The 15,293-nt window shown below is 61.7% G+C and carries 14 protein-coding genes and 1 other RNA gene; all 15 read right to left on the bottom strand.

From position 1 onward, the window contains the following. Nucleotides 1-87: 87 nt before the first annotated feature. Nucleotides 88-1,491 carry a UDP-N-acetylmuramate--L-alanine ligase gene (gene murC, locus DBR16_RS03410; protein WP_109259812.1) on the bottom strand — a complete coding sequence of 468 codons (1,404 nt, stop codon included), beginning with the start codon at nucleotides 1,489-1,491 and terminating at the stop codon, nucleotides 88-90. A gap of 4 nt (nucleotides 1,492-1,495) precedes the next feature. After that, complete coding sequence (murG, locus tag DBR16_RS03405) at nucleotides 1,496-2,587, bottom strand: undecaprenyldiphospho-muramoylpentapeptide beta-N-acetylglucosaminyltransferase (protein ID WP_109259811.1); 1,092 nt, start codon at nucleotides 2,585-2,587, stop codon at nucleotides 1,496-1,498. Continuing rightward, complete coding sequence (gene ftsW, locus DBR16_RS03400) at nucleotides 2,584-3,702, bottom strand: putative lipid II flippase FtsW (protein ID WP_109259810.1); 1,119 nt, start codon at nucleotides 3,700-3,702, stop codon at nucleotides 2,584-2,586. Before ftsW ends, murG begins: the two co-directional genes overlap by 4 nt. Before the next feature lie 9 nt (nucleotides 3,703-3,711). Next, entirely contained in the window at nucleotides 3,712-5,112 is a 1,401-nt protein-coding gene (gene murD / locus DBR16_RS03395) for a UDP-N-acetylmuramoyl-L-alanine--D-glutamate ligase (protein WP_109259809.1), read from the bottom strand. Nucleotides 5,113-5,117: 5 nt separating this feature from the next. After that, the gene (mraY, locus tag DBR16_RS03390) at nucleotides 5,118-6,227 is read right to left on the bottom strand and encodes a phospho-N-acetylmuramoyl-pentapeptide-transferase (protein ID WP_109259808.1); all 1,110 of its coding nucleotides are present in this window, start codon (nucleotides 6,225-6,227) and stop codon (nucleotides 5,118-5,120) included. A 9-nt stretch (nucleotides 6,228-6,236) separates the two neighbouring features. Next, nucleotides 6,237-7,643, bottom strand: a complete 1,407-nt coding sequence (locus tag DBR16_RS03385) for a UDP-N-acetylmuramoyl-tripeptide--D-alanyl-D-alanine ligase (protein ID WP_109259807.1) — start codon at nucleotides 7,641-7,643, stop codon at nucleotides 6,237-6,239. Further along, nucleotides 7,636-9,084: a UDP-N-acetylmuramoyl-L-alanyl-D-glutamate--2,6-diaminopimelate ligase gene (locus DBR16_RS03380; RefSeq protein ID WP_109259806.1), complete on the bottom strand. Its 1,449-nt coding sequence runs from the start codon at nucleotides 9,082-9,084 to the stop codon at nucleotides 7,636-7,638. Before DBR16_RS03380 ends, DBR16_RS03385 begins: the two co-directional genes overlap by 8 nt. Further along, the gene (locus DBR16_RS03375) at nucleotides 9,081-10,853 is read right to left on the bottom strand and encodes a peptidoglycan D,D-transpeptidase FtsI family protein (RefSeq protein ID WP_109259805.1); all 1,773 of its coding nucleotides are present in this window, start codon (nucleotides 10,851-10,853) and stop codon (nucleotides 9,081-9,083) included. Before DBR16_RS03375 ends, DBR16_RS03380 begins: the two co-directional genes overlap by 4 nt. Then, nucleotides 10,850-11,206, bottom strand: a complete 357-nt coding sequence (ftsL, locus tag DBR16_RS03370) for a cell division protein FtsL (RefSeq protein ID WP_109259804.1) — start codon at nucleotides 11,204-11,206, stop codon at nucleotides 10,850-10,852. Before ftsL ends, DBR16_RS03375 begins: the two co-directional genes overlap by 4 nt. After that, the gene (rsmH, locus tag DBR16_RS03365; RefSeq protein ID WP_109259803.1) at nucleotides 11,203-12,195 is read right to left on the bottom strand and encodes a 16S rRNA (cytosine(1402)-N(4))-methyltransferase RsmH; all 993 of its coding nucleotides are present in this window, start codon (nucleotides 12,193-12,195) and stop codon (nucleotides 11,203-11,205) included. Before rsmH ends, ftsL begins: the two co-directional genes overlap by 4 nt. After that, nucleotides 12,195-12,656: a division/cell wall cluster transcriptional repressor MraZ gene (locus DBR16_RS03360; protein WP_109259802.1), complete on the bottom strand. Its 462-nt coding sequence runs from the start codon at nucleotides 12,654-12,656 to the stop codon at nucleotides 12,195-12,197. Before DBR16_RS03360 ends, rsmH begins: the two co-directional genes overlap by 1 nt. Before the next feature lie 186 nt (nucleotides 12,657-12,842). Next, nucleotides 12,843-13,245, bottom strand: an RNA gene (rnpB, locus tag DBR16_RS03355) — RNase P RNA component class A. A gap of 33 nt (nucleotides 13,246-13,278) precedes the next feature. Continuing rightward, nucleotides 13,279-13,947, bottom strand: coding sequence for an N-acetylmuramoyl-L-alanine amidase (locus DBR16_RS03350; RefSeq protein ID WP_109259801.1), 669 nt, complete (start codon nucleotides 13,945-13,947; stop codon nucleotides 13,279-13,281). Next, nucleotides 13,944-14,858, bottom strand: coding sequence for a DMT family transporter (locus DBR16_RS03345; RefSeq protein WP_109259800.1), 915 nt, complete (start codon nucleotides 14,856-14,858; stop codon nucleotides 13,944-13,946). Before DBR16_RS03345 ends, DBR16_RS03350 begins: the two co-directional genes overlap by 4 nt. 54 nt (nucleotides 14,859-14,912) lie before the next feature. Continuing rightward, complete coding sequence (locus tag DBR16_RS03340; RefSeq protein WP_109259799.1) at nucleotides 14,913-15,209, bottom strand: hypothetical protein; 297 nt, start codon at nucleotides 15,207-15,209, stop codon at nucleotides 14,913-14,915. Nucleotides 15,210-15,293: the final 84 nt, after the last annotated feature.

Raw genomic sequence — 15,293 nt, 5'->3', positions numbered from 1 at the left:
AGCTGACGGAGGGGGAAATCCCCCCCTCGTCCCTCCGGGACACTCCCCCCGCAAGCAGGGGGAGAAATCGGGACGGCGGCATCAGGCTCACCCCAGATTCTCCAGCTCATCTGGCAGGGCATAAGCCCAGGCGGTAATGTCGCCAGCCCCGAGACATATGATGATGTCTCCGGCGCCCGCGCGTTTGGCAACCGCCCTGGCGACGGTCTCGCGCGTAGTGGTGTGGGCATCGCGATGGCCATGCGCCCGCAGGCCTTCAACCAGATGCGCAGAATCGGCCCCTTCGATCGGGGTTTCGCCGGCCTCGTAGACCGGTGCGATGAAGACAGTGTCGGCATCGTTGAAGCAGGTGCAGAAATCCTCGAACAGGTCGTGCAGGCGGGTGTAGCGATGCGGCTGGGCAACGGCGATGACCTTGCCCTTGCTGGCCTGCCGCGCCGCTTTCAGAACAGCTGCGATCTCGACCGGGTGGTGGCCATAATCATCAATGATATCGGCCCCCTTCCAGCTGCCAGTTTTGGTAAAGCGCCGCTTGACGCCGCCAAAGCCCCGCAGCGCGGATTTCGCCGCGTCCTCACTGGCCCCGAGCTCGCGCGCCACAGCAATGGCCGACAGCGTGTTGAGGACATTGTGCTCACCCATCATCGGAAGGAAAACGCCGTCCCAGCGTTCGGAATGCCCATTGTCGCGGAAGACGACATCAAAACGCGATCCGTCCGGCGTCATTTCCAGGTTTTCCGCCCGCACATCGGCCTGAGGATTGAAGCCATAGGTGATGACGCGCCGGTCGGTGACTTTGGAGGCCAGGCTCTGAACTTCCGGATGGTCGGTGCAGAGCACCGCAAAACCGTAGAAAGGCAAACCCTCGACGAATTGCCGGAAGGCAAAGCGCAGCGTGTCGATATCGCCATAATGCTCCATATGCTCGGGATCGATATTGGTGACGATACCGATTGTGGCCCTCAGCTTCAGGAAGGATCCGTCGCTCTCATCGGCCTCGACCGCCATCCAGTCGCCCTCGCCCATCTTGGCGTTCGAGCCGTAGGCCGAGATGATACCGCCATTGATAACGGTCGGGTCCAGCCCGGCGGCGTCCATCAGCGCCGAAACCAGCGAGGTCGTGGTGGTTTTTCCATGGGTTCCCGCCACGGCCACCGAGTATTTCAGCCGCATCAGTTCGGCGAGCATTTCGGCGCGCCGGACGACCGGAATCTTCTTTTCGCGCGCCGCGACCAGTTCGGGATTTCCGGGTTTGATCGCAGTGGACACCACCAGGGCGCCGGCGCCTTGCACATTCTCGGCCGCATGGCCGATATGGATTTCCGCGCCCTTTTCGCGCAGGCGTGCGACATTCGGGTTTTCCTTGATGTCGGAACCCTGAACCGTATAGCCGAGATTGAGCATCACTTCCGCGATGCCGCTCATGCCAATGCCGCCAATGCCGACAAAATGGATGGGGCCAACGCGGACGGGCAGGCTTCTATGGGGCATTCGGTCAGTGTCCTTGTTCAAGCGAGATCAGCGCATCTGCAAAAAGCGAACCGGCGTCGGGCCGTCCCAGTGATCGCGCCTTTGCGGCACGGCCGGCCAACTCGGCATGATTGGCTAGACGCACTTCCAGAAGGGCTGCCAGCGCCTCAGCCGAAAACTGGTGTTCGGGGATGGAATCCGCCGCGCCCGCATCAACCAGCCCCTCGGCATTGGCGGTCTGATGGTCATCGGCGGCGATGGCCAGCGGAACGAAAATCGCCGGACGGCCGACACAGGCAATCTCCGATACGCTCGACGCGCCGGCCCGTGCGATCACGATATGTGCGGCAGCCAGCCGTTCGGCCACGTCATTGAAGAAGGGCGCGCATTCCGCGGATATTCCCGCCTGTTGATAAATGTCCTGAGCCATGACCAGCGAGTCTTCCCGGGTCTGTTGGGCGACTTCAAGGCGGGATTTCAGCCATTCCGGGAGTTCTGCAAGGGCCGCCGGCACTGTTTCCGACAGGATACGCGCGCCGAGACTGCCCCCGAGCACGAAAATGCGGAGCGGGCCCGTCTGGTCAGGAAAGGACTTTTCGCGGGCCGCGACAAATTCTGCACGGACCGGATTTCCGGTAATCAGCCGGCGCGCCTTTTTCGGCGCGCGATCGAGGCGCTCAAATCCGGAAGCGATAAAGCCGGCATCCCGGGCAAAAACCCGATTGACCCGGCCCAGTACCGCGTTCTGCTCATGAATGGCAAAAGGCAGTTTTTTCTGCCGCGCTGCCATCAGTGCCGGAAAGGCAGGATAACCGCCAAATCCCGCAACGACATCGGGCTTCCAGTTTTTGATAATCCTTCGGCAGCTTGCCAGACCAGACAGCAATTCCATCCAGGCCCGGACCAGTTTGACCGGGTTTCTGGTGACCGGGCTTGCGGCACGGATCTGGTCCACCGAAACAGCGGGAAAGCCGTCCGTATGCTTCATGCCCCGCGCGTCGGTCACCAGCCGGACCTGCCAGCCGCGCGAGATCAGCTCTTGCGCAGCGGCGCGCGCCGGGAAGATATGCCCGCCGGTGCCGCCTGCCGCGATCAATGCGCGTTTGGGTGTCGTCATGCGCGCAGATACGCGCCCGGACGCCGCCGGGTCAATGCCAGCATCAGCCCGGCCCCCAGCGCCAGTGCCAGCATGGATGAGCCGCCATAGGAAATGAAGGGCAGCGTCATGCCCTTGGGCGGGATCAGATCGAGATTGACGCCGATATTGATGACCGCCTGAAGACCGAACTGAAGCGCCAGCCCGGTGACGGCCAGTTGCGCAAAATGATCGGTCAGCTTGAGCGCATTCATCCAGGCACGTGCCACGAGGATCGAAAACAGGCCGATAATGGCCAGCGAGGCCATCAGGCCGAACTCTTCCGCTGCGACGGAAAAAATGAAGTCGGAATGGGAATCCGGCAGGGAGCGTTTGATGATGCCCTCCCCCGGGCCAACCCCCATCAGGCCGCCACGGGAAATCGCCGCGATCGCGGTTTCGGTCTGATAGCGTTCCCCGGAATCGGGATTGAGGAAGCGCTCCACCCGCGTCGCGACATAAGGCAGGAACATCCAGGCGGAGATCACGCCGGCCGTCGCCGTCGTGGCGAGGCCCAGCATCCATCGCCAGTTGAGCCCCGCGACAAAGAAAACGCCGCCGAAACACAGGGTGATCAGGATGGACTGGCCAAAATCCGGCTGCATCATCAATAACACAACGCTGGCGAGATACAGGCCAAAGGCGATGAGCCGCCCCGGTATGGGAGCCCCGTTGCGGGCTTCGGAAAACAGCCATGCCGCGATGACGATCAGCGAGGGTTTGAGGAATTCCGAGGGCTGAAGCGAGAAACCGGCAAAGCGCAACCATCGGGAAGCGCCGCCGACTTCATGCCCCATGAGAACAGTCACCACGACCAATGCGAGCGATCCCAGCAGCGTCAGCGCACAGAGCCGCCGGATATTGCGGTGATCAAGCGAGGACACAAAAAGCAGAACGATGAGGCTGATGGCGGCAAAAAAGCTGTGCCGGTAGAGAAAATGGAAGGGATCGGAGATGTTCTCGCGGACGGTTGCAGCGGGGCTGGACGCGAGCGACAGGATCAGACCGACGCTGATCAGGGCGAACACCACGAAGAGCAGCGTCCGGTCGATGGATTTCCACCAGTCTCCGAAATGCCGTGCCTCGATTGCGATCATACCTGCCTCTTACGGTTTTCCGATCCGGGACTGGACCAGCGTCCGGAAAACGTCTCCGCGATGCTCGAAATCCCTGAATTGGTCAAAGCTCGCGCATGCAGGTGAAAGAAGAATGACCGGCGCTGTGCGGCCGCCGGAACTGGCATCACGAAGCGCGAGGCCGAGTGCATTCTCGAGCGTGCCTGCGGTTTCATGCGGAACGGCCGAACCCAGAGTCGATGCGAACTCACCAGCGGCTTCACCGATCAGATAGGCCTTGGCGATACGCGGGAAATAACGGGCGAGTGAACCAATCCCGCCTTCCTTTTTCCGCCCTCCGGCGATCCAGTAGATATTGTCGAAACTGGCCAGAGCCTTGGCCGCAGCATCGGCATTTGTGGCCTTGGAATCGTTGAAGAAGCGGATGCCCTTGTATGTGCCGGAAAGTTCGAGCCGGTGGGCCAGCCCGGGAAAGCTCTGGATCGCAGCAGCAATCTGATCCGGTTCGACTCCAAGATGACGAACAGCGGCATAAGCGGCCGCAATATTCTGGGCATTATGATTTCCCGGCAGACCGGCAACAGAGGCGAGGTCCATGATCTCGACGCAGCTTTTGCCAGTGGCATCAAACAGCTTCCCGCCAAGGGCATAAACGCCCCGGCTAAGCGCGCGCCCGGAGGAAATCGCCGTCACTTGCTGTACATGCTCCGCCTTCAAACGGTTCATCACCGCGGATGAGGGATCATCGTCGACACCGATGACGGCCAGATCATCACGGGTCTGATGCGCAAAAATCCGGAATTTCGTGGCCTTGTAACCCGCCATGTCGCCATGACGGTCGATATGATCCTCGGTCAGATTCAGCCAGATCGCGACATCGCAACGGAGCGAGTGCACCAGGTCGAGTTGGTAGGAGGATAATTCCAGCACGAAAACCGTTTGCGCGCGGGGTGGCTCGAGACCGAGGACAGCGTCGCCAATATTACCGCCCACCCGAACATCCCGCCCGGCTTTCCTCAGAATATGTCCGATCAGGGCGGTCGTGGTGGATTTTCCGTTGGTGCCGGTGATGCCGATGATCGACGGGCGGCGCTCTTGCGGCAGGGCCTGCATGGCGATGGCAAACAATTCCATGTCGCCGATCACGGACACTCCGAGCTCTCGGGCCCGGATCACGAAGCGATGTGGCTCGGGATGGGTCAGCGGCACGCCGGGCGACAAGACCAGTGCGGCAATGCTGTCCCAATCCGCGCGATCAAGGTCCGTAAGTTCAAGGCCGGCCGCCTGCGCCCGTGTGCGGGATTCCGCATTGTCATCCCAGATCAGCACTCTTGCACCGCCTGCGATCAATGCACGCGCCGCGGTTATGCCGGTCCGGCCCAGTCCGAAGACGGCGACGGCCTGGCCTTCATATCCGGGGACCGGGATCATTCAGCCTATCGAAGTTTCAGCGTCGACAGCCCGATCAGGGCCAGAATGACCGCGATGATCCAGAAACGGACGACAATGGTCGGTTCCTGCCAGCCCATCTTCTCGAAATGGTGGTGGATCGGCGCCATTCTGAAGACACGTTTTCCAAACATCTTGAAGCTGGCGACCTGCACCATCACCGAAACGGCCTCAAGCACGAACAGCCCGCCGATAATGGCAAGCACGACTTCATGCTTGACCGCGACTGCAATCGTGCCCAGCGCCCCGCCGAGCGACAGCGAGCCGGTATCGCCCATGAACACCATGGCGGGCGGGGCATTGAACCAGAGAAACCCCAGAGACGCGCCGAGCAGAGCGCCACAGAAGACGGCAAGCTCGCCTGTTCCGGGCGTGAAATTGAGCTGCAGATAGTCGGCAAAAATCGCATTTCCGACGATGTAGGCGATAAAACCGAAACTCGCGGCCGCAATCATCACCGGAACAATGGCCAGGCCGTCGAGGCCGTCCGTCAGATTCACGGCATTGGAGGCAAAAGCGATAACCAGCGTCCCGAAGACCAGAAAAAGCCCGAAGCCCAGCGGGATCAGGACGTCCTTGAAAAAGGGCACGGCAACCGAGGTCGCGAAGCCGTCCGGCACACCCGGTGCCTGCCCCAGAAGGTTCGTCATCCACCAGACCGCAATGCCGCCAATTACGAATTGAAGCAACAGCTTGGCCTTGCCGGACAGACCCGCTGTCGAGCGTTGTGTGACCTTGCGGTAGTCGTCGACAAAACCGATCGCGCCATAGCCAACCGTGACAAACATCACGACCCAAAGATACTGATTGGTCAGATCTCCCCAGAGCAGGGTGCCAACGACAATTCCGACCAGAATCAGGAAACCGCCCATCGTCGGCGTGCCGGCTTTCTCGATGACATGGCGTTCCGGCCCGTCCTCGCGGATGGGTTGGCCTTCCCGCTGCTTTTTCTTCAGCCAGCGGATGAAGGGCGCACCGCCGAAAATGGCGATCACCAGAGCGGTCATCAGTGCCCCGCCGGTACGGAAGGTGATGTAATTGAGAAGATTGAAGAGCGTGATGTCTTCGGCGTAAGGCAGCAGCAGCCATTCCAGCATGTCGAATATCTATCCCTGTCCCCGAGCGCCAAGATCGTCTTCGGCGAGCATTCGGGCGATTCTGTGAACACCCGATGCATTTGATCCCTTCACAAACACCACATCGCCCGGTGCCACAAATCCTGCGACCAGATCCAGCAGCTCATCGGCCGTGTCGGCATAGGCCGCCAACCGGCCGACCTGCAAGGCGTCCCGCAAGGGAATATTCCCCTTCCCCGCGAGGAAAACAGCATCCGCGCGGGCCTGGCTGACCGGGTCTGCCAGCGAAGCGTGAAGCGCAGGTGAATCCGGGCCGAGTTCCAGCATTTCGCCGAGAATGGCGATGCGGCGGCCGCTCTCCGGCTCGGCCGATCCCAGAATGGACAGACCGGCGCGCATGGAGGCCGGATTGGCATTATAACTGTCGTCTATGAGCGTGAAGTAGCCATTCCGGAGCGGAATTTGGCGGATGGCCCCGCGGCCAGCCCCGGCTGTCAGCTGTGCCAGTGCATCGGCGGTTGCTTCGGCATCGACCCCTGCGGCGATGGCGGTGGCAAAAATCGCCGCCGCATTCCAGGCCCAGTGATCCCCCCGGGCCGCAATGGCGAAGCTGATCTCCTTGCCCAGCACGCTGATGCGTCCCCTGCCCCCTTCCGGACCGGTTTCGAAATCGAGGATACGGACGGCGGCGTGCGCGGCGGTTCCGAATTCCAGCATGAAAGCGGCAGCGCTTTGTCCGGCGTGTCCGGCGAGACGCGACGTAAATTCATCGTCTGCCGGAAAAACGGCGACACCGTCCGGGTGCAGGCCTTCGAAAATTTCAGACTTGGCGTCTGCAATGGCCTCCATTGATCCGAGGTTTTCCAGATGAGCCGGCGCGATCTTGGTGATCAGCGCCACATGCGGGCGGACCAGGGTTGAAAGCTCCCTTATCTCCCCGGCATGGTTCATACCCATTTCAAAAACCGCCCGCTCGGCCGATTTCGGCATCATTGCCAGCGTCAGCGGCACACCCCAATGATTGTTATAGGATTTCTGTGATGCGTGGGATGTGCCCACGCTCCGGAAAACGGCAGCGAGGGCTTCCTTGACGCTGGTCTTTCCGACGCTGCCGGTAACCGCAACACGCACGGCCGGGCTGCGCTCCCGGGCAGCGCGGGCCAGCCCGCGCAAGCCGTCCAGCGTGTCACCGACGACCAGTTTCGCTCCGGGACCGCAATCGGGATTGGAAACCAGCGCCGCTGCTGCGCCTCTGGCCATGGCATCGGGCACAAAATCATGTCCGTCGCGCTGGTCCTGCAGTGCAACGAACAGGTCGCCCGGCTTCAGGCTACGCGTATCAATGGAAATGCCGCTGGCGGTCCAGTCCTGCCGGTCGATCAACTGGCCAGATACTGCCGCGGCCGCCTCGCGGGCTGTCCAGAGCGGTTCAGCCATTGCCGCCCTCCATTCCGGCGACCGCCTTTCGGGCTTCCTCGCGGTCATCGAAAGGATGGATGACATCGCCGATTTTCTGGCCGGTCTCGTGTCCCTTGCCGGCCAGCAGGAGCGTGTCGCCGGCTTTCATCTGACGCAATGCGGCGCGGATAGCCTCCGCGCGGTCACCAATTTCTTCCGCGCCGATGGCGCCTTCCATGATTTTTGCGCGAATATCGGCGGCCTTTTCCGAGCGCGGATTGTCGTCCGTGACGATGACATGATCCGCCAGCTTCACGGCGATTTCTCCCATCGGTTTGCGCTTGGTCGGATCTCGGTCGCCGCCGCATCCGAACACGATGAAGATACGGCCGCGGGTGTGAGGGCGCGCCGCCCGGATCAGCTTGTCGAGTCCGTCCGGTGTGTGGGCAAAATCAACGAGAACCGGACAACCCGCAGCGGTTTTTGCCGCCAGCTCCAGCCGCCCGGGCACGCCCTGCAGCCGGGCGATTGCCGCAATGGCGTCATCTTGAGAAACCCCGGAGTGGGCGGCCATGGCCGCTGCGCCGACCGCATTGGCAACCTGGAATTCCCCCACCAGGGGCAATTCTATACGCTTCGTCTGGCCGTTCACTTCAAGCGTGATCTGCTGAATGGCCGCTTTTGGCGTGATCTCGCGAATGCGCCAGTCGCGGCCGCGCCACCCGACCTGAATGACGTCGAGACCCCGGGCCGCGCATTTGTCTGCTACGGCCTCGCCCCATTCCGAATCGACATTGATGATGGACGGCGATCCGGACGGAGCAATCTCCAGGAACAGCTTGAGTTTGCTAGCGAAATAGTCGTCAAAATCCGGATGGTAGTCGAGATGGTCCTGAGTGAGATTGGTGAAGCCCGTCAATGTGACCCGGACGGCGTCCATGCGTTTTTGCTTGAGTCCATGGCTGGAGGCTTCCATGGCCAGATGTGTGCAATTGTCCGCGGCGAGCGCATCCAGCGCCTTGTGGACGGCGGCTGCGTCCGGCGTCGTATAGCCGGTCTCGACCCAGCCTTCACCCCGCGCCACACCCAGCGTGCCAAGGCTGGCGCCGTCAATCCCGGCACCGCGCCAGATCTGACGCAGGAAATCAACCGTCGAGCTTTTGCCATTCGTGCCTGTGACCGCTGCGATCACTTCCGGCTGACGCGGATAGAAGCGCGCGGCCAGTCTGCCAAATCGCCCGGCCGCATCCGCATCATGTATGGCCGGAACGCTGCCCGTATCAATGCCAGGCTCCGTCAATATGGCCGCTGCCCCCGCCTTTACGGCTTGCGGTATGAAATCCCGGCCGTGAACATGAAGCCCCGGCAAGGCGGCAAACAGAAAACCGGGCTGTACCGCCCGGCTGTCGAGCGTCAGTCCGGTGATTTCCGCATCCGGTCCGGAGCAGTGATCCGGAGATATCAGATCAGAGAGCTTCACTGGGCTGTTCTCACCACGGGTTCAGGATCGGGCGTCAATGCCGCCCGCACCAGCGCCGAGCGGGTCAGCGGATCATCCTGCTGTTCCACACCCAGAATCGATGCGATGCGCGTTATGATTTCGCCTGCTGCAGGGGCCGCCGTCCACCCGCCGGTTGCATACCCGTAGGTGGCGGCCGTTCCCTGCGGCTCATCCAGAATGACCAGCACAACATATTGCGGATCATCATAGGGGAAGACGGCCGAAAAGGACGAGATCAGACGGTCCTCATCATAGCCGCCGCGGCCGGGTTTCTCCGCCGTCCCGGTTTTACCGGCCACGCGGAATCCCGGTGCATCGGCCCGGCTGCCCGTCCCGTTTTCGACAACATCCCGCATCATGGTGAGCACGCTCTGCGCCACTTCCGGCGCGAGGACGCGTTCACCGGCAACGGTTTCATCCGGCCGCACCGGCCGCAGGGTCGGCCGCACATAAGTGCCGCCATTCGCGATGGCCGCGAATGCCGACGCGACCGCAAGCGGGCTGACAGCAATGCCATGGCCATAAGAAATGGTTGCGGTCTCGGTTGGGCCCCAGCGCTGCGGAAGGAGCGGCGTGGCGCTTTCTGCCAGTTCGATCGGTGCGCGCTCCAGCAGGCGAAGCCGGCCCAGAAGATCCCGTTGACGGTCCGCGCCGGCTTCAAGCGCGATGCGGGACGAGCCGATATTCGAGGAGTGGGTAAATATCTCTTCCAGCGTCAGCGCACGGTTCTCGGCGTGGAAGTCCTCGATGGTATAGCCGCCGATCTGCAATGGCGCTGTTGCATCGAAGGTTTCCCCGGGTTCGGCGATGCCGCTCTCCAGCGCCAGCGCGACGGTGAAGGCCTTGAAGGTCGAACCCATTTCATAGCGGGCCTGGAGGGCACGGTTCAGACGCTCATCAGCGCTGGCTGTTCCGGCCTGATTGGGGTCAAAGTCGGGCAGCGAAACAAGGCTGAGGATTTCTCCGGTGTCGACATCCATGACAATGCCGGTTGCGGCAATGGCCTGGAATTCCGCCATGTAGCGGCGCAACACTTCATCGACATGGAACTGGACACCCATATCAATGGAGAGGGCTACCGGGCGTCCGCCGTCATTGGAGAGGGCGAGATTGAATGCCTGCTCGGCCCCGGCCAGGCCCGTCATATCACGGCCGGCATGGCCGACCGCATGCGCAGCGAGCCGGCCACGGGGATAGACGCGGCTGGGCTCGGTGCGGAATTCAAGGCCGGGCTGACCCAGCGAGAAAACAGCCTGGCGCTGGCGCGGAGTCAGATTGCGCTGGATCCAGACGAAACGCCGGCGCGATGACAGATCCGCCGTGAGTTCATCGACATCAAGGCCGGGCAGGACAGTGACCAAAGCCTCGGCGGTTTCCCGTGCATCCCAGACGAGTTGCGGATCGGCAAAGAGGGACCAGGTTTCGAGCGTTGTCGCCAGCACCTGTCCGTTACGGTCAACCAGATCACCGCGGCGCACTTCCGCCAGCACTGGCGGCGCGGCAGCCGCTTCTCCTCCAGAGAAGGCCAGATCAATGGCGCGGATACCCAGCGCGGCGAAGGCAATTACCATCGCAAAGCCGATAACCGCCATCCGGCGGCGGGCATCCTCCATAATAGAGGCATCTTCATTCTCGATACGGAGTACCCGCGTCAGATTGTCGGGCGCGGCTTCAGGTAGCGGCGCGCTGTCGGCATAGGACTCAAACCGGGGCGGACTTTTCCGCCTGGGCCAGAGGCGGCTGATCATCGCGGCCCCCCGGCCTCATGGACGGCGGTCCCGTTGGGGATTTCGCCAATGGCGGCATAGGGGCGGGCCGGCGTTTCGACCAGCAGAGGCAGATCGGACATGGCGACTTCGCGACGCGGGTCCAGTGGCTCAAAGCCAAGATACTGCCGCGCCAGAGCCCGCAGCCGGTCGGGATCTTCAAGGTGAGCAATATCGACATTGAGCACATTGATCTGGCGCCGCTCTTCCGCCAGCTCGGAGCGGATTTCCACGAGACGCTGGCGCGCCTCCTGCGCCTCCGTCTTTGCGATATAGAGCGCGATGGCCAGCACGGATGCGACGATGAAAGCGAGCACGTTGAGAGCACGTATCATGAGGAAGCCTCCAGCCGTGACAGGGACGGCGCGTTCGGGAAAAGCGAAATATCTATCGGCCATGCCGGCGCTTCGGTGCGGATGGCAGCGCGCAATTTGGCCGAGCGGGCGCGGGGATTAACGTTAATCTCCTCAGCCGAAGGCTCGATAGCCTTGCGGGTGAGGAGACGGAAGGAAGGTTCAGGTCCACGCTCGATTTCAGGCATGTGGCGGGACCCTCCGGCATTCAGACCCGCGCGGGCCCGCAGGAAAGTCTTGACGATCCGGTCTTCCAGCGAATGGAAGGTCACAATCACCAGCCGGCCCAGCGGCGAGAGGAGCTGCTCGGCGGCGCTGAGCGCACGAACGAGTTCGCCGAGTTCGTCATTGACGAAAATACGCAATCCCTGGAATGTCCGTGTGGCCGGATGTGTCTTGGTGTGCTTGCCGCCAACCGCCTTTGCCACGACGGACGCCAGATGATCGGTGGTCGTGAACGGGTTTTCGGCGCGTTCCCGCACAATCGCCGCCGCGACCCGGCGCGACTTTTTCTCTTCACCGTAGATATAGAAGATATCGGCCAGTTCTTTTTCGGTCAGCCGGGCTATTGCGTCGGCCGCGGATGGTCCCTTGCCGCTCATCCGCATATCGAGCGGGCCGGATTTCGCGAACGAGAATCCACGCTCGGCCTGATCCAGCTGCATCGATGATACGCCCAGATCCAGCACAATGCCGTCGACCAGGTGGCCACCGGCCTCGGCGACGACATCCCGCATGGCGGAGAAAGGCGCCTCAACCAGCACAAACCGGCCGCCGGATGCCCGCTTGAGATCGTCGCCAACGGGCCGGACCGCAGGATCGCGGTCGATGCCGATGACCCGGCAATCGGCAGCCGACAATATGGCGCGTGAATATCCACCTGCCCCGAATGTGCCATCGATATAGATCGCCCCGCCCCGCGCCGCGAGCGCGGTCAGAACCTCATCAAGCATAACGGGCACATGGTTCATTAGCCGGCCTCCGTCATGCGCGAAGGGCGGCGCAGCTTTAATTTGTTCTCTTTGGCGAAAGCCCGAGCGCTGGTGGCGCGGCGGGCATGGCTGTCGGGATTCCAGATTTCAAACCGGCGGCCGAGACCGACAAAAGTCGCCTTGCCGTCGAGCCCGGCATGTTCGGCCAGGTCTTTCGGCAGGGTTATGCGGCCATTTGCATCAAAAGACAGGGTGCGGGCCGCGCCGAAAATGGACTGCTCCAGCGCCTGGCGTGCCTCGTCATAGGGATCCATGGCCTCGATCATTTCGAGATAATCATCCATCAGCGCCTGACCGCCGCCCTCCAGCCAGGGGCCGTCAAAACTGGGCCAGACGTAAATCCCGTCGAAAGGTCCACCGCTTACATTCGAACGGAATCCGGCCGGGACCGAGACACGGCCCTTGGCATCAATTCCATTGGTAGCGGTGGACACAAACACGACGATCTCCCCTGCCCGCAGACGCCTAGCGGTTAATAATGGGATAACATGGGATTTCATGGGAAACAATGGAGAAAGGCGCATTTTCGCCATTTTTTCTGTGGCGAGACAAGTAATGGCGCGCCCTGCTGCAGCGCAGCAAAAGAACAGATAAAGAACATATCTGTGGAAAGCTTGTGGAAAAGTATGATCAGGCGGCCTGTAAGCCGGGTTCTGTGCCATTCTTTCCATGACGGAAAGAACGCGGCGACCATTCCTCTGCGACCCGCCTCACGACGGGCCTGACGCGACCTACCCGGATGGCGCAGCAAGGCGTGCGTGCGGTTTAACCCGCATCCATCCCTATTCGGTCTTGCTCCAGGTGGGGCTTGCCGTGCCCCCTTCCTTACGGTCGGGGCGGTGCGCTCTTACCGCACCGTTTCACCCTTACCCGCCGTCGCTAAAGCTATGGCGGGCGGTCTGTTCTCTGTGGCGCTATCCCTGGGGTCACCCCCGCCAGGCGTTACCTGGCACCTTGCCTTTCCGGAGCCCGGACTTTCCTCCCTTGCGCCCTTTCGGGCCTCGCAAGAGCGGCCGCCCGGCCGCCTGATCGCGATCTATGTGGGTGTTTTCCGGGAAGCGGTCAAGCTTGCCGTGAAAGGCCGGCCACAGCGTGGATGAGCGCTTTCGTCTCAACGTCGAGCTGACCGTCCACGCATTGCGGGCGGAAGCGGCGCTGGAAGGCCTTGATCACTGCCGTCTCGCCGGCATCAAACCCGTAGCCGATGGCCGCCAGCTGCTCGACGGCATCACCGGCCTCAATGAGAACCTTCGGGAAGATCGAGCATCCGGCCTCGGACAGGAGTGGCCAGGGAAATTTCTCGCCCGGATCCTGCTTGCGGCCCGGGGCAATATCGGAATGCCCGACCACGCGATGGGGAGGGATGTCATGCCGGACCATCAATTCTTTCACAAGCGAAATAACAGCATGAATCTGACGATCCGGGTAATCCGGCAGGCCGAAATCGTGACCGCCATTGACGATTTCGATGCCTATGGAAAGCGAATTGATGTCGGTCTCTCCCGCCCATTCGGAGACGCCGGCATGCCAGGCACGCTTGTCCTCATCGACCAGTCGAAAGACGCGTGCGTCTTCTTCCACCATGTAGTGAGCCGAAACCTTTGATTCGGGATCGCGCATCCGTTCCAGCGCTGCCTTGCCACTTTCCATGCCGGTGTAATGCAGGACGATCAGGCTGACCGGCCGGGTCCGTTCATTGAAATTGGGTGACGGTGCCTCGATGATATTCAAAGCGATTCCTCGCGTACCAGTGCAGCGTCCGGCAATTGCCGGTTGGGACGGGACGCGACAATGCCTGCTCCGATCAAAGTCAGCATACCGCCGACCGCCAGCCTCCATCCGAAGGGATCGCCCGTCAACAGTATGCCCGAGACCACGCCGATCAGCGGTGCCAGCAGGGTCAGGGGCGCGACCAGGGTCGTTTCGTATTTCTGCAGCACGAAGTAGAAGACACCATGGCCATAGACATTCACCAGAAGCACGGTGAAGGCCAGCGCCGCCGCAAACATCCAGCCACCGGAGATGACGGCCTCAGCCTGTCCGGTTTCAAAGGCTGCGGTGCCGATGAAGAGCACCGGTGTGGACAACAGGCCGATCCAGGCCTGCAGGCGCAAGGGTTTCATATCGATCCGGCGGATCAGTATCATGGCCACCGAGGCCACGAATGCCGCGCCGAGACCGTAGAGCAGGCCAATCGCCAGGGTGAACTCCGCCGGGTCAGCGACGACGAGCACCACACCGGCAATGGCCAGAGCCGTGCCGGTGCCCCGGGCCCAGCCGATCTTTTCCTTCAGCCACACAACCGACAGCAAGGTCACGAACGGCACGCCGCTTTGCAGCACGAGGGCCATGCCGGAGGGGGTGGCAGTCTGCAATCCGATGAAGATGAAAGCATATTGCACACACCCCATGCCCATGGCGACGAGGATCAGAATGCCCCATTGTTTGGGTAGCGGACGCAGGAACGGGAATAATACGATCGCAAGCGCGAGAAAGCGCAGGAAGGCGAAGGCAATGGGCGGCACGCCGTCAAAGCCGGGCATCCAGCCTGGCACGCCCGTGATCGCGAATTTTGCGACAACGAAATTAAGGCCCCAGAACAGGCAGACAGCGATGAAGGCGGAAAGGTCGCGTAAATTCATTGCAGCGGATTAGACCGCATTCATGAACTCACCAAGTGACGGAATGTTTCTGAATCAGCCGCGGGGGTCGGACTCGCCGTCTACGGTCCAGCCGGACGGTCCACGCCTGGCCACCAGCACCGTGATTCCATCATCTTCGGCTTGCTGATTGCGTCCGCGAACCTTGCGCCACAGCCACCACGCCCCCCCGGCGAGCATCGCAGCGCCAATCACCACCAGTGCGGCCGCAGCGAATATGGCAGCAAACATCAATACCAGACCGGCAAAGGCAACCGCGAGGACGGCGGCGATAAGAGCCCGCAGCCAGTTTCCGGCCGTGTGGGGGAATCGGAATGTCTGTGTCTGGGTCATGTTCGCCTCTTTCGGCACATCTCACACATCGATTGATGCATTAACGTCTTGCTTACAATTTCGGGGCCAATGCGGCCAAGGTCA

This window comes from Hyphobacterium indicum (assembly GCF_003129605.1).
Taxonomy (GTDB): Bacteria; Pseudomonadota; Alphaproteobacteria; order Caulobacterales; family Maricaulaceae; genus Hyphobacterium; species Hyphobacterium indicum.
The sequence above is the reverse complement of the archived record's forward strand: the minus strand, read 5'-3'. Positions and strand labels throughout refer to the sequence as shown.